The organism is Streptomyces sp. TRM68416 (assembly GCF_014596915.1).
In the GTDB taxonomy this organism is placed as follows: domain Bacteria; phylum Actinomycetota; class Actinomycetes; order Streptomycetales; family Streptomycetaceae; genus Streptomyces.
Genome location: NZ_JACVWU010000001.1, coordinates 532,486 through 549,376 on the forward strand (window position 1 = coordinate 532,486; position 16,891 = coordinate 549,376).

General features: G+C 72.1%; 15 protein-coding genes. 6 read left to right on the forward strand and 9 right to left on the reverse strand.

Annotated features, from left to right (window positions below; all coding sequences use genetic code 11):
• Positions 1-2: 2 nt before the first annotated feature.
• The 5 genes from ICC28_RS02455 to ICC28_RS02475 all read right to left on the reverse strand — a co-directional run bounded on the left by ICC28_RS02455 (position 3) and on the right by ICC28_RS02475 (position 5,687).
• Positions 3-974 (reverse strand): SCO2521 family protein, encoded by a 972-nt coding sequence (locus ICC28_RS02455; RefSeq protein WP_188286673.1) that lies wholly within the window; start codon positions 972-974, stop codon positions 3-5.
• Position 975: 1 nt separating this feature from the next.
• Positions 976-1,956: an SCO2522 family protein gene (locus ICC28_RS02460; RefSeq protein ID WP_188286674.1), complete on the reverse strand. Its 981-nt coding sequence runs from the start codon at positions 1,954-1,956 to the stop codon at positions 976-978.
• Entirely contained in the window at positions 1,953-2,870 is a 918-nt protein-coding gene (locus ICC28_RS02465; protein WP_188286675.1) for an SCO2523 family variant P-loop protein, read from the reverse strand. Before ICC28_RS02465 ends, ICC28_RS02460 begins: the two co-directional genes overlap by 4 nt.
• A 2-nt stretch (positions 2,871-2,872) precedes the next feature.
• Positions 2,873-4,723, reverse strand: a complete 1,851-nt coding sequence (locus ICC28_RS02470) for an SCO2524 family protein (RefSeq protein ID WP_188286676.1) — start codon at positions 4,721-4,723, stop codon at positions 2,873-2,875.
• A gap of 169 nt (positions 4,724-4,892) precedes the next feature.
• Positions 4,893-5,687, reverse strand: coding sequence for an SCO2525 family SAM-dependent methyltransferase (locus ICC28_RS02475; protein WP_188286677.1), 795 nt, complete (start codon positions 5,685-5,687; stop codon positions 4,893-4,895).
• A 260-nt stretch (positions 5,688-5,947) separates the two neighbouring features.
• On the opposite strand from ICC28_RS02475, the gene ICC28_RS02480 reads away from it, so the two are divergent.
• The 3 genes from ICC28_RS02480 to bla all read left to right on the forward strand — a co-directional run bounded on the left by ICC28_RS02480 (position 5,948) and on the right by bla (position 9,093).
• Positions 5,948-6,481 (forward strand): GNAT family N-acetyltransferase, encoded by a 534-nt coding sequence (locus tag ICC28_RS02480; protein WP_188286678.1) that lies wholly within the window; start codon positions 5,948-5,950, stop codon positions 6,479-6,481.
• Positions 6,482-6,610: 129 nt separating this feature from the next.
• Positions 6,611-8,092, forward strand: a complete 1,482-nt coding sequence (locus tag ICC28_RS02485; RefSeq protein ID WP_188286679.1) for an alpha/beta hydrolase — start codon at positions 6,611-6,613, stop codon at positions 8,090-8,092.
• A gap of 122 nt (positions 8,093-8,214) precedes the next feature.
• Positions 8,215-9,093, forward strand: a complete 879-nt coding sequence (gene bla, locus ICC28_RS02490) for a class A beta-lactamase (protein ID WP_188286680.1) — start codon at positions 8,215-8,217, stop codon at positions 9,091-9,093.
• Here the strand turns inward: bla and ICC28_RS02495 are convergent.
• Positions 9,086-9,523 carry a protein-tyrosine phosphatase family protein gene (locus ICC28_RS02495; protein WP_188286681.1) on the reverse strand — a complete coding sequence of 146 codons (438 nt, stop codon included), beginning with the start codon at positions 9,521-9,523 and terminating at the stop codon, positions 9,086-9,088. The two genes, bla and ICC28_RS02495, sit on opposite strands and share 8 nt — an antisense overlap.
• Before the next feature lie 81 nt (positions 9,524-9,604).
• On the opposite strand from ICC28_RS02495, the gene ICC28_RS02500 reads away from it, so the two are divergent.
• The 3 genes from ICC28_RS02500 (at position 9,605) to ICC28_RS02510 (ending at position 12,778) form a co-directional block, all read left to right on the forward strand.
• Entirely contained in the window at positions 9,605-10,150 is a 546-nt protein-coding gene (locus ICC28_RS02500) for a SigE family RNA polymerase sigma factor (RefSeq protein WP_188286682.1), read from the forward strand.
• A complete protein-coding gene (locus ICC28_RS02505; protein WP_188286683.1) occupies positions 10,147-11,067 on the forward strand; it encodes a hypothetical protein in 921 nt (306 codons plus the stop codon). Before ICC28_RS02500 ends, ICC28_RS02505 begins: the two co-directional genes overlap by 4 nt.
• Positions 11,068-11,272: 205 nt before the next feature.
• Positions 11,273-12,778, forward strand: coding sequence for an FG-GAP-like repeat-containing protein (locus tag ICC28_RS02510; protein ID WP_188286684.1), 1,506 nt, complete (start codon positions 11,273-11,275; stop codon positions 12,776-12,778).
• Positions 12,779-12,808: 30 nt separating this feature from the next.
• Here ICC28_RS02510 and ICC28_RS02515 read toward each other — a convergent pair whose 3' ends face one another.
• The 3 genes from ICC28_RS02515 to ICC28_RS02525 form a co-directional block, all read right to left on the reverse strand.
• Complete coding sequence (locus ICC28_RS02515; protein ID WP_188286685.1) at positions 12,809-13,474, reverse strand: response regulator transcription factor; 666 nt, start codon at positions 13,472-13,474, stop codon at positions 12,809-12,811.
• A complete protein-coding gene (locus tag ICC28_RS02520; protein WP_223188189.1) occupies positions 13,471-14,700 on the reverse strand; it encodes a sensor histidine kinase in 1,230 nt (409 codons plus the stop codon). The genes ICC28_RS02515 and ICC28_RS02520 overlap by 4 nt, the downstream gene beginning before the upstream one ends.
• 62 nt (positions 14,701-14,762) lie before the next feature.
• Positions 14,763-16,850 carry an MMPL family transporter gene (locus ICC28_RS02525; protein ID WP_188286687.1) on the reverse strand — a complete coding sequence of 696 codons (2,088 nt, stop codon included), beginning with the start codon at positions 16,848-16,850 and terminating at the stop codon, positions 14,763-14,765.
• Between the last annotated feature and the right edge of the window lie 41 nt (positions 16,851-16,891).

Here is a 16,891-nt window from a genome sequence, read left to right on the forward strand (position 1 = left end):
CCTCAGCGCGAACCGCTCAGCGCCTCGTGCAGCAACGGAATGGCCTGGACGGCCAGTTGGTCTCGGATGCGCTGAACCAGGTTCCGCCACTGGCGGGTGAAGCCCGGCTCTCGTTCCAGTTCCTCCCACAGCGCTGCCAGCGTGCGGTCGACGTGCGCGTACGGCATCCACAGATGCAGCAGGTGATCGACGGCCGGGCGCAGGGCGAGGACGGCCGCGGGGCCGCTCGCCGCGCCGGGCCGGCTGTTCTCCAGCATGTGCTGGACGGTGGTGAGCAGCCAGTCGTGCAGGGCCAGGTCCTCGCACAGGCCCGCGGCATCGGCCGCCGGAATGTCCTCGGGCAGGCGCAGTTGCACGGTCCGCAGACCGTCCTCGGCCAGCGTGAACCGGGTCAGTGCCGGGGCTTCGCCGGCCGGGGCCCGGCGCACCACCCAACGCAGGTGGGTACGGCGGGACTTGAAGGGCGCCTTGTGGTCGAGCAGGGGGTGGCGCAGGAGCTGGGCGAGCAGCCCCTCGGCGATCATCCCGAGGTCGAGTTCGCCGCGCCCGGCGCCGCGCAGGACGCCGTCGGCGGTGGCCTGTTCCGGCAGTTTGCCGAAGGGTTCGACGAGGCCTGGCCGGACGAGGTAGTGGCCCCAGGGGCGGCGCAGGTCGGGGCCGGTGGCCGGGGCGCCGAACCAGGCGGTGGACTGCAGTACGCGGCCCTCGGTGAGCACGGCCCGGGCGGCCACCGTGCCCACGGCCCGGACGCGGGCGCCGTTGGCGGTGGGCAGCCGGCAGTCGACGCCGGTGAGGACGTGCGGGGAGCGGACGTAGAGGTTGGGGCGCTCGGAGACCCGGACGTGGTCGTCGGCGCGCAGCCTGAGCAGTCCGGCGGCGGCCCGGCCGTCCAGGGCGTGGAAGGAGGGCAGCAGACAGGTGCGCACCTCCCCGCAGGCGAGGACCGGGCGTGCCGGCCGTTCGGGGGCCGCCATCTCAGGTCCTCTCGCCGGAGGGGTCCGCGGGCTCCTCGTAGAAGACGTAGGAGGCGCGCTGGGCGACCGCGGCGGGGACGTGGACCCGCTCGGCGGCGGATCGTGCGGCGACCTGCTTCAGGGCTTCGGAGTCGACGTCGGTCTGGTCCAGGATCAGGCGTACGGCGTCCTCGACGGCGAGGAAACGGTTGGGCATCACGGTGCAGGTGCGGTAGGCGCTGAACGGGTCGGCCTCGGGGTTGAGCCTGAGCAGCGGCGGCAGCCGGTCCCAGTCGTGCGGGAAGTCGGCGCCGTCCCACGGCCTGGGGGTCAGCACGGGTTCGCCGAGGTGGCGCAGCAGGCCGAGGCGGGCCAGCTGCCATACGGCGGCGAGGAAGGGGCAGGACCACAGGCGCCGGCCGTCCCGCTCGGACCACAGCTCCACGTCCATGAAGACGGAGTGGTTGCGGGCGGCGGTCTCCTTCGGCGGCTGCCAGCCGGTGACCTCGGCGAGGGCGGCGGCCCGGCCGGGGCTGCGCTGCCCGTTGGCGAGCCAGCCGGTCTGGCTGACGGGCGGGCGGGAGCCGTAGGAGCCGGGCGGCGGGGACTCGACCAGGCGGTGCATGACGGACTCGGCGAGCTCGATCCGGTCGGCGACGGCACAGCCGGACTCGCGGGCCAGGTAGTCGATGGTCAGGCCGGCCTTCTCGGCCTCCTTGACGACGAGCGGGACGAGTTCGGCGGGGGTGGAGAAGCGGGTGAAGTAGTCGTCGACGAGGAAGCAGGTGCTGATCCGGGGCTGGTTGCCGCCGGCCCGCCGGGCGGCGGAGGCGCGGGCGGCCTCGGCCCAGACCCGCACCTCGGCGAAGTGCTCGCCCAGCCGCTCGGGTCCGGCCTCGAAGTCCTCCATGTAGAGGTGGCCCAGTTCCAGGGAGAGGTGGGACAGCGGCACGGACTGGGTGCGCGGCTCGGCGCTGGTCTCCCGGAAGACGGCGTCGCTCATGCCTGCTCCCAGTACTTGTCGTCGGTGAGCCGGCCGGCCAGTTCGCTCAGCGCCTGCCAGGTCTCCATGTTGGCGATCTGGCTGTCCAGCACGTCCTCGTCGGTGATCAGCTGCTCGCGCCACTGGAGCACGGGTTCGAGGGGTACGGCGCCCAGGACCTGGCTGTAGCCGATGCCGTGGGTGGAGGCGAGCTGCTTGAGGTCGCGGTCGCACTCGCGCATCCAGGCGGACTGGGTGGCCGACACCTGCGACCACAGCGCGGAGGACGGGTCGGGTACGGCGGCCCGGACGAAGCGGATGGCGGCGCGCAGGGCGTCCTCGTCGTGGCCGCGGGCGACTCCGCCGGCGACGATGCCGCGCTTGCCGAAGACCAGGCTCGCGGCGGCCGCCACATGCTGGCGGGTCCAGCGGTGGAAGACCAGCCAGCGGGCGTCGACGCCGCTCATCTCGGGCTGCGAGGTGGCTTCCAGGGCCATGTCGACGGCGTAGGAGCGGCCGGCGCTGAGGTCGACGACGATCAGGTCGAACTCGGAGTTGAGCCGCAGCAGCAGGTCCACGCAGCGGCGGAGGTTGTCGTCGGTGGTGGCGAACTCGCCGCCGCTGAGGTCGCCCGGCATCAGCACCAGCCGGCCGGAGCCGGGCGGCCGGTTGCGCAGCACCCGGTGCTCGGTGTCGGCCCAGACGTCGACCCGGACGGGTTCGCCGACCTCGCCGACCAGGTAGGAGTGGAGTCCGCGGTCCTCGGCGGCCTGGCGGGCGTCGGGCACGTCGAAGACGGCGGTGGCGGTGGGCGAGCCGAAGTCGAAGTCCAGGTAGCAGACGTCGTCCCCGGCCAGCGCCCGGTGGTAGGCGAGGTTGGCGCTGGTCACGGAGCGGCCCGTGCCTCCCTTGTCGGAGGCCGCGAAGATCAGCACGGTCACACTCCCTGGGACGCGGCGTCGCGTGCCCGGGCGAGGGCGTCGATCTGGCCCAGCACGTCGAGGGCCAACGAGTAGGAGGTGCCGGGCTGTTCGTCCACGAGGCTGCGGGCGCGGCGCAGCTTGACCTCGATGTTGCGCAGTTGCATGCCGTGCCGGCCGTCGTCCTTGGGCGCGGGTTCCATCTGCTCGTTGCCCAGCAGATGGGCGGCCTCGCTGAGCAACGCCTTGGACAGCTCGATGAGTTCAAGGCTGCGGATCGGCGGCTGCTGGTACATCTGGTGGGCCTGGACCATCACCTCGGTGACCCGCTCGGTGATGCTCCACGACACCGGGACGCGCCGCTTGAGGATGTCGGCCTCGGGGTAGGCGGCGTGGACGTTGTCCCAGAGGCCGACGCCCTCGCCGTCCCGGATACGGCGGCGCCACATGTGGTCGAAGATGCTCTCGGCGAGCCCGAGGAGCCGGTCGTGCGAGGCCAGGTTGCGGGAGAGCGTGCACAGTTGGACGGTCCGCTTCAGCAACTGCGCGGAGAAGTCGCTCATGGACCAGGTCATGGGCGGTCCGATGCGCTCGCTGCCCTGGAGGGGCAGGGCCACGCCCACGTTGTGCAGTTGGTGGACCATGGGGTCGTCGCGCGTCATCCGGCTGGTGATGCGGCCGCGTTCGGCGAGGCGTTCCATGACGGTGACGGTGCGGGTCAGCTCCTCGTCGGTGGCCCGGCGCCGCATGAGGTCGTGGACGAGGATGGCGGTGACGGAGAGGGAGAAGTACTCCGACTCCAGCTTCTGTCCCGTCGTACGCCAGGGGATGTCCTCCAGGGGCCAGCGGTCGGCGTCGAAGCGGGCGATGCGGGACCAGTACTGCTGGGTCAGCTCCCAGCGCAGCCGGAGCGCTTCGGCGAGCTTCTGCTGCTCGGTGTTGAGCAGGCCCAGGGTGAGGGTGCGGTCGGAGAACAGGTCCTGGATGCCGTCGAGGGCGACGACGGTGAAGTAGAGGTAGGGCACCGCGCTGGCGACGCCCTCGGGCTGGGGGCCGATGGGTTCGTCGGTCTCGACCTCGGGGGCGTCCTTGACCAGGCTCCAGGCCCAGCCGCACTCGAAGAGCTGGTTCTCGTCCTTGAGTCCTTCCTGGACGTCGATACCGAGCTGGAGGCTCTCGACGATCGCGGCCCGCAGCGGCCGGAAGCGTTCCTGGAATTTCTTCAGCACCTGGCGCTGTGACAGCCGTCCCTGGCCGAGGAGTTCGGCGAGGGTCTGCCCCTGGGAGGAGTCGGTGTCGAAGACGTTGACGGTGAAGGAGCGCAGCAGGCTGACCATGGCGGCGGTGAGGCGGTTGCTGGTGGCCGCGCGGAGTTCGGCGATCGTCTCCTTGATGTCGGTGCGCCGGGTCTTGGTCTCGTAGACCTTGAGGAAGCCGAGGGTGGCCAGGCACAGGGTGATGGACATCGAGAAGGAGTCGACCACGCCCAGGCGGCGCTGTTCCTCGCTGAGTTCCTGGTCGCTGTCCGCGCTGCCGAAGTAGTAACCCCCGGCGAACGTGGGCCGTTTGTCCTCGCCGGTGTGGGTACGCATGAACTCGGCGGCGGCCGTGACGAGGTTGGCCGGGACGTCGAGCCGGCCGCCCGCCTTCTTCATGGCCAGCTGGACGTCGTCCTGTGTGGTGTCGGGATCGTCCAGCCGGAAGGCGGGGATCTCCGTGGCGGGGTAGAGCAGGCAGAGCAGCCGCTCCGCGTCGGCGACGCTGCTGTCGCCGCCCCATTCGCCCCAGTTCCACGCTCCGCCCTCGAAGGAGTGGCGAGCGAGCGCCTGCCAGATGTCCAGCAGGTGCTGACGTGGCTTGATCTGCATCCCATGCCCCTCACACAGGCCGCACTGCCATCAATGGAGAAAAACCCTCTTCTGTTGTGCCCGAGGATCTGCTCGGACCCGAGGATCTGCTCGAATCCGAGGATCCGTTTTGGGCCCGAAGGTCTGTTTGGGCCCGAGCATTCGGTACCGGTACGGTGTCGGCGGCCGGTCAGCGACCGACCGGCGGAATACCGGAATCCGAATTCCGCCGCCCATAGGCGACGATCATTCCGGAATAGCCGTCGCGCACGGCGGCCGAGGATTTGAGCCGTGTGGTCTTGAAGTCGTCGGCGAAACGCTCAAGGCTCGCATACACCTCCGACTCCCCCACATCGCAGGCGGGGAAGAAATGCTCACCCGCGTGATAACCCTTCGAGTGCTCCATGAAGGCCGCCGCGAAGGGCGCGCCGGGAGCCAGGGCACGCAGGAAGCACTCGACGCCGCGGCGGAACTCCTCATGGGAGGAGGTCATCGACTCGGCGACGAAGAACATGGTGCCCAGCGACCACTCCCCCTCGTGCCGCACGAGGTCGAAGAGATCGCCCGGCCGGACCTTGACGACCTCGCGGAACCGGGCCCGCGGGTCGATGTCGAGGGCGGCGTAGGCGTCGTTCTTGCACAGCACGCGCCAGAACTGGTCCCAGTTGCCGTCGAAGGAGTCGACCTGACTCCTGAGATAGCGCACATTGGCGGACGAGCGCTCGTAGAGCGTGACCTCGTCGCACCAGGGCAGCATCGCGAGCGCGGGGTAGAGGTTCGCGCCGGCGCCCACGTCGATGCCCGAAACGGGTCCGACGGCCCGCTTCCGGAAATGCTCGCCGAAATGATCCCGGACGATGGAAAGGATCTCCGCGTCCTCGGCCTGTAAGTCGCGGTAATTGTGATCAACGTAGGCGATCGGGTCGAATGCCGCCCAGGACACGTCCGCATTAAGCTGGGCATCCCCCGACGATCTCAAGGTCATTCTTCAACGGTACCAACGCGGGGCGCACCTTGGCTCCCCCATGCGCCAATGTGACGTAACAGCGACGGGGGCGGGGCGCATCAGGGGCGCATCGTGGCGAATGGATTCCCACGAGCGACGCGGCCTTGAACGGCCGTATCGCCCCGCCCAAGATGGTCGGAACTCTGCCGAACACACCCTAAAGGCAGACATCTCGCGTCTCGCTCGCACCACCCGTACGAGTGTCAACGCACCATTGACTCCTTCCCGCAGGGGGCGCCATGGCGGCTTTTCCAGAGGAACGTTTCCCTTCGCGTGGCGGCCCCACCGGACCCGCCCTGTTCCGCGACCGGTCGTTCATCGACCGGCCCCTGACGATGAGAGGCGTCACCGAGGCCGACCTGCCCGAACTCGTCCGGGTGGACCGCGAGGCGTTCCCCGACGAGCCCTATCCCTACTTCGTGCTGCGCCAGTTGTACGACGTGCACGGCGACCGCATCCTCGTCCTGGACGACGGGCGGCAGTTGCACGGCTACGTCCTCTTCCTCACCACCTCGGACGGCTACCAGGGCTGGATCGTGAGCCTGGGCGTCACCCGCGACCAGCGGGGGCGGGGTCTTGGCCGGCGGCTGGTGCTGGAGGTGCTGCGCCGGATGCGCACCGAGGGCGTGCACGAGGTCCGGCTGACGGTGGAGCCGACGAACGCCGCGGCGATCATGCTGTACCGGTCGATCGGCTTCGGCTCCGACGAGGGCGTCCACAAGGGCTACTTCGGGCCCGGCGAGGACCGGCTGGTGATGACGCTGCGTCTGTGACCCGTCGGTGGCATCGCAAGGCGTGACCCGTCGGTGGCATCCCGAGGACCGGGCTTGGGGCAAACCCCCGGAAGGATCAGGCTGTTACCCGGATGTGACGGGTGGTCATGTTCCGTGAGGCTGCTGTGCATGAAGCAGATCACGAGAAACGCCGCCCTGATCGCCGCCACCGCCGGAGTCGTCCTCGGCCTGGCCACCCCGCTCACCGCGTCCGCCACCGACGCGCCCGCGCCGCTGAAGTGGACCGACTGCGAGGGGGACGGGCTCGATCCGCGCCAGCGGTGCGCGACCCTCTCCGTGCCGATGGACTACTCCGACCCGGACGGCCGGAAGATCGACATCGCCGTCTCCCGCATCCCCAGCGAGAAGCCGTCCGCCCGCCGCGGGGCGCTGCTGATGGTCGCCGGCGGACCCGGCGGCGACAGCCTCGGCGACCCCTCGGGGAAGGGGCAGAAGCTGCCGCAGGAGGTGCGGGACGCCTACGACCTGATCGGTTTCGCGCCGCGGGGCAACAGCCCGTCCACCGCCGTGAGTTGCGAGGCCGCACATGACGACCTCGCCCTGACGAAGCGGCTCCCCTGGCCCGCGCCGAACGGTTCGGTCACCGAGAGCATGGCCACCGCCCGGCGCATGTCGAAGGCCTGCGCCCGCAACGGCGGGGAGCTGATCCGGCACATCAGCACGCTGAACAACGCCCGCGACGTCGACCGCATCCGCGCCGCGCTCGGCGAACGCAAGCTGTCCGCCTGGGGCGTGTCGTACGGCAGCTACCTCGCCGCCGCCTACGGTGAGCTGTTCCCGCACCGCACCGACCGCGTCGTGCTGGACAGCACCGGCGACCCCGACCCGGTGCGGGCCGAGCGCACCTGGCTCCGGGCGTTCGAGGTGGGCGTCGAGGACAACTTCCCCGAGTTCGCCAAGTGGGCCTCCGCGCCCGGCAATCCGTACCGCGTCGCCGGCACGGCGGCTGAGGTGCGCCCGCTCTTCCTCCGCCTCGCCGCCCGTCTGGACCGTGAGCCCCTCCCCTGGCCCGGCGCCCACCCCGCGGAGCTGAACGGCAACGTCCTGCGCCAGACCATGCTGAGCAACCTCTACGACCCCGACGACTATCCGGTCCTGGCCCAGCTCGTACTGGCCGCCCGCGAGGGCACGGTGCCGCCCGCGCCGCCGAGCCCGCCGGAGTCGGCGCTGCAGAACTACACCGCGGTCGCCGCGGGCACCATCTGCAACGACGCGGCCTGGCCCAGGTCGGCCGGCGTGTACCGCAAGGGCGTCACCGAGAGCCGGGCCAAGTACCCGCTGACGGCGGGCATGCCGAGGAACGCGATGGTGTGCGCCGCCTGGCCCTGGCAGCCGAAGGAGGCACCCCTGCGGGTCACCGACCGCGGCCCGTCCAACGTCATGCTCATCCAGAACGCACGCGACGTCGCCACCCCGCTCAGCGCCGCCCGGAAGATGCGCGCGGCCCTCGGCGGCCGCGCGGTCATGGTCGTCAACGACTCCACCGGCCACGACGCCTACCTCGCCAACGGCACCGAGTGCGGCGACCGCCTGGTCTCCCGCTTCCTGTCCACAGGGGAACGGCCGGAGGGGGATGTGCACTGCAAGTGAGCGGACAGGGACGTCTCTTCTGAGCAACCGCGCACGGCCTCCACGGCGTCGGTCACTGGAGAAGATCGACGCCGTGAAACCGAGTGAAGGAGTCCGAGATCTTAAGCGCCGCCCAGTCCCCGATGACCCGCCGTACGCTTCTCGCGGCCGGTACCGCCACGGCCGCCGCCCTGCTCGCGGGCGGGCCCGCCCAGGCCGCCGCCCCCGCCGGCTCCGTCCACGCGCGCCTGCGCGAGCTGGAGGAGCGGCACGGAGCGCGCCTCGGCGTGTACGCCCACAACCTCGCCACGCGGCGCACGGTCCGGTACCGCGCCGACGAACTCTTCCCGATGTGCTCGCTGTTCAAGACGCTGGCGGCCGCCGCCGTCCTGCGGGACCTGGACCGCGACGGGGAGGTGCTGGCCCGCCGGATCCACTACACCGAGGCCGACCTGGTGGAGCCGGTCCCCGACCGGATCAGGGAGCACCTGGCCGACGGGATGACGGTCGCGGAGCTCTGCGAGTTCGCCATCACCCACAGCGACAACACCTCCGCCAACCTGGTGCTGCGCGAGCTGGGCGGCCCCACCGCGATCACCCGCTTCGCCCGTTCCCTCGGCGACCGGGTGACCCGTCTCGACCGCTGGGAGCCGGAGCTCAACTCGGCCGAGCCGTGGCGGATCACGGACACCACCAGCCCGGCGGCGATCGGCCGCACCTACGGCCGTCTCGTCCTCGGCGACGCGCTCGACCGCCCGGACCGGGCCCTGCTCACCGACTGGCTGCTCGCCAACACGACCAGCACCGCCCGCTTCCGCGCGGGCCTGCCGCCGGCCTGGACGCTCGCCGACAAGACGGGCTCCGGCTCCTACGGCACCGCCAACGACGCCGGCATCACCTGGACCGAGGACGGCACCCCGATCGTCCTGGCCGTCCTGACCACCAAGCCCGACCAGGACGCGGCCTGGGACAACGCCCTGGTCGCCGGTACGGCATCGGTGCTCGCCGAGACCCTCAGCTGAACCGTCGTACGTACCGCCGCTGCCACGGCGTCTCCACCGCGTGGCGGTCGTAGTGGCGGCGGACGTACGCGACGGCCTCGGCGGCCGGGACCCCGTCCAGAACCGCCACACAGGCCAGCGCCGTGCCCGTACGGCCGCGGCCGCCGCCGCAGGCGACCTCCACCCGCTCCGAGGCGGCCCGGCGCCACACCTCCGCCAGCATCGCGCGGGCCTGCGCGCGGTCGGCCGGGAGCCGGAAGTCGGGCCAGCGGATCCACCCGGATTCCCAGGGGACCTCGGGGGGTTCGGCACCGAGGAGATAGACACCGTACGAGGGGACGGGCGCCCCGGCCTCCAGGGGGCGGCGCAGGGCACGGCCCCGGATCAGGCGCCCCGAGGGCAACCGGAGTACGCCGGGGGCCTGTTCGTCCCACTCTTCGCTGTCCGTCATCCGCTCATTCCAAACCGGTCGCGGATCCCGGGCAACCGATTTCGCGGCAACGGTGGTCTGGGGGGCGAGGGAGGGTGCTTGATGCAGGCCGAACAAGAGGACCGGTTCCAGGAATTCGTCCGGGCGCGGTGGTCCCATCTCGTGCGGACCGCCTACTTGCTGACCGGCGACGCACACCACGCCGAGGATCTGACGCAGACGGCGCTGGCGAAGGCGTACCGGTCGTGGCGGCGCGTCTCGCGCAGCGACAACCCGGAGGCGTACGTCCGGCGGATGCTCGTCAGCTGCAACAGCGACCGGTTCCGCAAGCGGCGCGTCCGGGAGGCGCTGACGGCGGCGCCGCCGGAGCGGGCGGGCCGCGACGAGACCTACGCATGGGCCGACGAGCGCAGCGCCCTGCTGCCGGCCCTCGCCCAACTGCCGCCCCGGCAGCGGGCGGTGGTCGTCATGCGCTACTGGGAGGACCTGTCCGAGGCGGAGGTCGCCGAGGTGCTCGGCTGCTCCGCCGGCACGGTGAAGAGCCAGGCCTCGAAGGGGCTGGCGAAGTTGCGCGCGTATCCGGGGCTCGCGGGGGTCATGGGCGGGTCCGACCGCAGCCAGGTGTCGAACGGAGGGACACAGAGGTGACCGAGGAACAGCACGAGCGGGATTTCGAGGAGCAGGTGCGCGAGCTGCTCTCGCAGGACGCGTACACGATCCGTCCGTCCGCGGCGCCCTACCCGGCGATCCGCCGCCGGGGCGTGGTGGAGCGGCGGCGCAGGGTGGCGGCGGCCGGGGCGGTACTGGTGACGCTGGCGGCGATGCCCGTGGGGGCGTACGCGCTGAGCGGGGGCGGGGGCGGCTCGGACGTGGCGTCGCCGGCACCGACGGTCAGCGTTTCGCAGGCCGCTTCCCCCACACCGTCCCCCACGGCGTCCGGGCCCGCGCGCCCTGCCACGGACGGGCAGCTCCTGGACGGCATCACCTTCGAGCAGGCGGTGAGCGGCCTGGAGTCCTGCCTGACCTGGGAGTCCAGGGTCGGCTTCGGTGAGAGCGAGAACCTGGGGGCGGCCGAGGACTACCGGATCATCCTCGCGATGAACAGCACGGGCGACTCCAACGCGCCCGGTGACGGCATCTTCGTCGTCGCCGTGCAGCGGGACGACCCGGACCAGCAGCGGCTCATCTGCAACATCCGCGACGGCGAGGCCCAGGGCCTCAACGTCGGCGGTGGCGGCTGGGACGGGCCGGACGCTCCCGCGGTCGTGGTGGACTCCAACGGCGGCAAGCTGTACCAGCAGTCGTTCCTCGACCGCGGCAGCTGGAAGCTGCCCTTCCGTTGGGGGGTCATCGGCACGGTCGACCCCTCGGTGGCCCGGGTGACCGTCTCCTACGGCGAGGCGACCAGCGAGGCCGCCCTGGACCACGGCTGGTTCGTGGCCTCCGGCGTGCTGGACCGGCAGGTCACGGTGACGATGGCGCCCCGGATCAAGGGCTACGACGCGGACGGCAAGCTCCTCTACGACTCCGACCAGGACGAGACGTACGAGAAGAACCTGCCGTAGGGCGGCGGAAGCGCGCGGGAGGTGCCGTACGGGGGGCGGCACCTCCCGCGTCGACTCTGCCGAAGTCCCTGGTGGCGACCGGTCTGCCGGGAAGTGAACGGCGAGCGCATTGCGTACAACCATTCGGTTTCATCGTGGGTCTTGTGGGGTGTGAGGGGCTGATCTGACGGTCCGTCACATCATCGCACCCTGAGCAGGAGGCCCTGTGCGCAAGCGCACACTTCGCAGGACGGTGGCCACCGCCGTGGCGATCGCGGCGTCGGCCGCGATCGCCCCCGCGGCGCAGGCCGCCCCGGCCGCCGGGACCACCACCGGCCTGGCCAAGGCCGACTTCAACGGCGACGGCGTCGGCGACTCGGCCACGGCCGCGCCCGACGCCACCGTGAGCGGCAAGAAGGGCGCCGGATACGTCGCCGTGACGTACGGCAGCCGCACGCAGGCACTGAAGGACCAGACCCGCAAGGTCTACCACCAGAACACCACCGGGGTGCCCGGCACGGTCGAGTCCTACGACCGGTTCGGCTCCTCCCTGACGGCCGCGGACCTGAACGGCGACGGCTACACCGACCTGGTCGTCGGATCGTCCGGCGAGAGCATCGGATCCGTTGGCGCGGCGGGCTCGCTGACCGTTCTGTGGGGCGGCAGGAGCGGCCTCACCGGCGGCACCGTCGTCAAGGGCACGTCCTACCGCGAGAACCTCGGCGCAATGCTGACCGCCGGCGACTTCGACGGGGACGGCCACCAGGACCTGGCCACCGGCAGCACGGTCTCCTACGGCCCGTTCGACCGGACCACCGGTCCGGCCCGCACCGAGACGATGGACCTCCGGGGCGAATACGCGGAAGAGGATGTTCCGGGCTGGCATGCCTGGGACAACCCCGCGCTGGCCACCGGAGACGTCAACGGCGACGGCATCGACGACGTCGTGGGCGTCGTCTCGACCGGCATGGACGAGCTGAGTGACCACGGCCCCCGCCTGGTCCGCTACTTCGCGGGCAGCCGGGACGGGCTGAAGGCCGCGCAGACCCTGCGGGACGCCAAGACCGGCGAGCTCCTGGACGGCGGCGTCGACATCGCCGTGGGCGACCTCGACCGCGACGGCTACGCCGACATCGTGCTCGGCCGCGCCGACACCTACGACCGGCCCGGCGTCGGCGACGTCGAGCGGGTGGGCGGCGCCGTCGAGATCGTGCGCGGTACCGCCTCCGGCCCGGACACCGCGAACCCGCGCGTGCAGTTCCACCAGGACAGCCCGGGCGTCCCGGGCACCGCCGAGGAGGGGGACGGCTTCGGCAGCACGGTCTCCCTCGGCGACGTGAACGGCGACGGCCGCCTCGACCTCGCCATCGGAGCCCCCAGGGAGGCCGTCGGCACCCTGGCCGGAGCCGGTGGCGTGACCGTCCTGCTGGGGGGTGGCACGGGGATCACCACGACGGGTGCGAAGTCCTTCACCCAGAAGACCGCGTCGGTGCCCGGCACCGCCGAGAAGGGCGACGCCTTCGGCGCCGCCGTGCGCCTGGCCGACGTCACCGGCGACGGCCGCGCGGAGCTGTTCGCCGGAGCGCCGGGGGAGAACGCCGAAGCCGGTGGCGTCTGGGTGCTCAAGGGCACCTCCACCCAGGTGTCCGCCACCGGCTCGATCTCCTTCGGCTCGTCCAAGCTGGGGATGACCTCCTCGCCGGGCCGACTGGGCGACACCTTCAGCCGCTGACGCCCCCTCCCACCGCCGGGCGCCCCTCCCTCACCGGGCGCCCGGCGTCACCATTCCCGACTCGTACGCCACGATGACCAGTTGGGCCCGGTCCCGTGCGCCCAGCTTGCCCATGATGCGGCTGACGTGGGTCTTGGCCGTGAGCGGGCTCAGCCCCAACGCCTCGCCCACCTCGGTGTTGTTGAGGCCGCGCGCGACCAGCGTCAGCACCTCGCGCTCCCGTTCGGACAGGCACTCCGGCCCGCCCGCGGCCGGGGCGGCGGACGGGCCGCGCAGGAACCGCTCGATCAGCCGTGCCGTCGGCCCGGGCGACAGCAGCGCCTCCCCCGCCGCCACCGTGCGGATGGCGTCGAGGAGTTCGGCCGGCCGGGTGTCCTTGACCAGGAAGCCGGAGGCACCGGCGCGCAGCGCCTCCACGATGTGCTCGTCCGTGTCGTAGGTGGTGAGGACCAGGACCTTCACCTGAGCCAGCTCCGCGTCCGCGGCGATGAGGCGGGTCGCCTCGATGCCGTCCAGCTCGGGCATCCGGATGTCCATGACCACCAGGTCGGCCCGTTCGCCGCGGGCCAGCGCGACCGCCTCCCGGCCGGTGCCCGCCTGGCCGACGACCTCCATGTCCGGCGCCGACTCCACCAGCATCGCGAACGCGGCCCGTACCAGGGTCTGGTCGTCGGCGAGCAGTACACGGATGGTCATCGGGCCCCTTCCAGAAGCGTCAAGGGCAGTGCGGCGGTGACCTCGAAGCCGCCCTGCCCCCGCGGCCCGGCGTCGAGTGTGCCACCGACGCTGCGCGCCCGCTCCCGCATCCCCACCAGTCCGAACCCGGGCGAGCCGCCGGGCGTGGGCCCGATGCCCTCGTCGGCCACCGACAGGCGCAGGACGCCGCCCTCCTCGTACAGCTCGACGCGTACGGCCGGTTCGGGGCCCGCGTGCCGGACCGCGTTGGTCAGCGCCTCCTGCACGATGCGGTAGGCGGCGGCGCCGACGGCGGGCGGCAACTGCCTTACCCGTACGGACTGTTCGACCCGCGCGCCCGCGAGGCGGGCCGCCTCCACCAGGTCGGGCAGCCCGTCGAGGCCGGGCAGCGGGCCGCGCGTCTCGCCCACGGAGCCCTGCTCCCGCAGCACCTCCAGGGTGGTGCGCAGTTCGCCGCGGGCGGTCCGGCAGGTCTCGGCGATGTCGTCGAGCGCCTTGGCGACCGTCTCCCGGTCGAGCCGCTCGGGGTCGGCGGCCAGGACGTGCGCGGCGACGGAGGTCTGCACACCGATCAGGGTGATGCTGTGCGCGAGCAGGTCGTGCAGGTCCCGGGCGATGCGCAGGCGTTCCTCGGCGACCCGGCGGCGGGCCTCCTCCTCGCGGGTGCGTTCGGCGCGTTCGGCGCGTTCGACGATCGCGGCGATGTACTGGCGGTAGTAGCGGACGTCGATGCCGACGAAGATGACGGCGAAGACCCAGCCGTAGATGCGCAGCAGTTCGACGGCCTGCCTGTCCCCGCCGAAGGTGAGCATCGCGGCCAGGGACAGGCCGAGGCCCGCGCCGCTGACCACGAGGGTGCGCAGCGGGCGCTGGGTGACGGTGACCGTGTACAGCGCGATGAACGAGGCGGGGACGGGCGCGCTGTGGTTGTTGTCGAGGGCGTGGTACGGCAGCACCAGGGCCACCACCGCCGCGAACACCAGCAGCGGCCTGCGCCGCCGCCACACGAGCGGCACATGGGCGGCGATCAGCAGCGTCCAGCCGAGCGCGTCGGGCCGGCGGGCGTCGTCGGTGGACAGGGCCAGGCACACGGCGAGCGCGACGGCGGCCGCCGCGAGCAGGGCGTCGTTGCGGGTGCCGTGCGGGGCGGTCCGCGGATCGCGGTTGATCACGGCCATGATGCGCTCGCCGAGCCGGGGCCGCACCGGGGTGGTGGTGAGGTGCATGGGGGTCATCCTCTGCCGGGACGGCGCCCCTCCGGGAGAGGAGGGGCGCCGGTCGGTCGGGTTCAGCGGGTCATCACCGCCACGGGCTCCGGTTCCTTCGGCGGCACCGGCGCCTCGGGCTCCTTGGACAGGGCGCCCGGCCACCACAGTGTGCGGCGCAGCGCGACGGCGGCACTGGTCACGAGGTAGGTGCGGACCAGGAAGGTGTCGAGCAGGACGCCGACCGCGATGACGAAGCCGAGTTCGACGAGCTGCACCAGCGGCATGCTGGTGAGCACCGCGAAGGTGGCGGCCAGGACGAGCCCCGCGGAGGCGATGACCCCGCCGGTGGTGCGCAGCGCGGTGAGCGCGGCGGTGACGGGTTCGGCGCCGTGCAGGGACTCCTCGCGCATCCGGTGCATCAGGAAGATGCCGTAGTCGACGCCGAGGGCGACCAGGAAGACGAAGGAGAGCAGTCCGAGGCCGGGGTCGGTGCCCTCGAAGCCGAAGAGCGGCCCGAAGACGAGCCCGCCGATGCCGAGGGCGGCGCCCCACACGGCGACCACGGCCGACACCAGGATCAGCGGCGCGACGAGCGAGCGCAGCAGGGCGATCAGGATCAGCAGCACGGACACGAGCACCAGCGGTACGACGACCGTCCGGTCACGGGCGTTGGTGTCCTTCAGGTCGATCTGTTCGGCGCTGGGGCCGCCGACGTAGGAGCCGTCGAGGGTGTCGCGCAGTTCCTCGATGGTCCTGGTCTCCCCGGCGGACTGGGGGGCGTCCTTGGCGAGGACGGAGATCTCGGTCCAGCCGTCGCCGCTCCGTCCGGGCTCGGCGCTGTCGACTCCCTCGGTGCCGCGGATGTCGGCCAGGGTGGCCTCGGCGCGGTCGGCGGGGGTGAGGACGGTGATGGGCTGGGTGCCGCGCTCGGGGTAGGCGCGGTTGAGGGTCTCCATGGCGGCGACCGCGTCGGGCTTGCTGGTGAAGGAGTCCTCCTGCTTGACGGCGCCGGGCAGGTTGAGGGCGCCGAGCGCGAGGGCGCCCAGGAGGAGGGCGCCGCCGACCAGCACGGTCCGCGGGCGGCGTCCGGCGGAGCCGCCCATCGCCGCGAACAGGGAGCGGCGGGCCTTGGGGGTGCTGCCGTAGCGCGGGACCAGCGGCCAGAAGACGCGGCGGCCGAGCAGAACCAGCACGGCCGGCAGCAGGGTCAGCATGGCGACCAGCGCGCACAGCACGCCGACCGTGCCGAGCGGGCCCATGCCCCGGCTGGAGTTGAGGTCGGCGGCGAGCAGGCACAGCAGCCCGGCCGCCACCGTCCCGGAGGAGGCGAGCACGGCGGGCCCGCAGCCCCGGAGCGCGGCGATCATGGCCTCGTACGGGCGCTCGATGCGGCGCAGTTCCTCGCGGTAGCGGGAGACGAGCAGCAGCGCGTAGTCCGTGCCCGCGCCGAACACGAGGATCGTCATGATGCCGGCGCTCTGGCCGGTCACCGAGGTGTCGAACATCTGGTTGAGCGCGTAGGCCACGCCCCTCGACAGGAAGTTGGCCATGCCCGCGACGAAGAGCGGCACCAGCCAGAGGAACGGGCTGCGGTAGATCAGGATCAGCAGCAGCGCGACGACCGAGACGGTGGTGTAGAGCAGCGGTCCGTCGAGCGAGTTGTAGACCTCGGCGGCGTCGGTGGCGAGCGCTCCCTCGCCGCCGACCTCGACGCTCAGCCCGTCGCCGCCGACCGCCACGTCCCGCACGTCGTTGACGAGCTCGTCCCGCAGCTCCTCGTCCGTGCCGGGCTCGTTGCTGGCCACCGGGTACATCAGGGTGGAGCCGTCCTTGGACGGGACGCCGACCGGGTCGCCGGTGAGCCGGTGGGCCCCCGCGATCTCGGCGATCTGGTCGGCGGCGGTGGCCTCGTCGGCGGCCGTCAGCCCGCCCTCGCGGTGGTAGACCACGATCATCTGCGTGGTCTCGCCGCCCGGCAGCCGCTCCTGGACCTTCGCGACCTGCGTGGAGTCGGCACTGGCCGGCAGATAGTCGACGGCCCGGTCGCGCTGCACGTCCTCCAGCTTCGAGGCGAACGGCGAGGTGATGGCCAGCACGGCGATCCACAGCCCGAGCACAAGCCAGGGAACGCCCCGCCGACGTCGTACGGCTGTCCTTACGGCCCCCATGAGACGGGCCCCCTTCCGGTCGGGTGGTCTGGGTCGTCTCC

What these genes read in the sequence shown, in the direction of transcription:
- ICC28_RS02455 (WP_188286673.1), bottom strand. Translation starts at nt 974, where the DNA reads ATGGCGGCCCCCGAACGGCCGGCACGCCCGGTCCTCGCCTGCGGGGAG.
- ICC28_RS02460 (WP_188286674.1), bottom strand. Translation starts at nt 1,956, where the DNA reads ATGAGCGACGCCGTCTTCCGGGAGACCAGCGCCGAGCCGCGCACCCAG.
- ICC28_RS02470 (WP_188286676.1), bottom strand. Translation starts at nt 4,723, where the DNA reads ATGCAGATCAAGCCACGTCAGCACCTGCTGGACATCTGGCAGGCGCTC.
- ICC28_RS02475 (WP_188286677.1), bottom strand. Translation starts at nt 5,687, where the DNA reads ATGACCTTGAGATCGTCGGGGGATGCCCAGCTTAATGCGGACGTGTCC.
- ICC28_RS02480 (WP_188286678.1), top strand. Translation starts at nt 5,948, where the DNA reads ATGGCGGCTTTTCCAGAGGAACGTTTCCCTTCGCGTGGCGGCCCCACC.
- ICC28_RS02485 (WP_188286679.1), top strand. Translation starts at nt 6,611, where the DNA reads ATGAAGCAGATCACGAGAAACGCCGCCCTGATCGCCGCCACCGCCGGA.
- bla (WP_188286680.1), top strand. Translation starts at nt 8,215, where the DNA reads ATGACCCGCCGTACGCTTCTCGCGGCCGGTACCGCCACGGCCGCCGCC.
- ICC28_RS02495 (WP_188286681.1), bottom strand. Translation starts at nt 9,523, where the DNA reads ATGACGGACAGCGAAGAGTGGGACGAACAGGCCCCCGGCGTACTCCGG.
- ICC28_RS02500 (WP_188286682.1), top strand. Translation starts at nt 9,605, where the DNA reads ATGCAGGCCGAACAAGAGGACCGGTTCCAGGAATTCGTCCGGGCGCGG.
- ICC28_RS02515 (WP_188286685.1), bottom strand. Translation starts at nt 13,474, where the DNA reads ATGACCATCCGTGTACTGCTCGCCGACGACCAGACCCTGGTACGGGCC.
- ICC28_RS02520 (WP_223188189.1), bottom strand. Translation starts at nt 14,700, where the DNA reads ATGCACCTCACCACCACCCCGGTGCGGCCCCGGCTCGGCGAGCGCATC.
- ICC28_RS02525 (WP_188286687.1), bottom strand. Translation starts at nt 16,850, where the DNA reads ATGGGGGCCGTAAGGACAGCCGTACGACGTCGGCGGGGCGTTCCCTGG.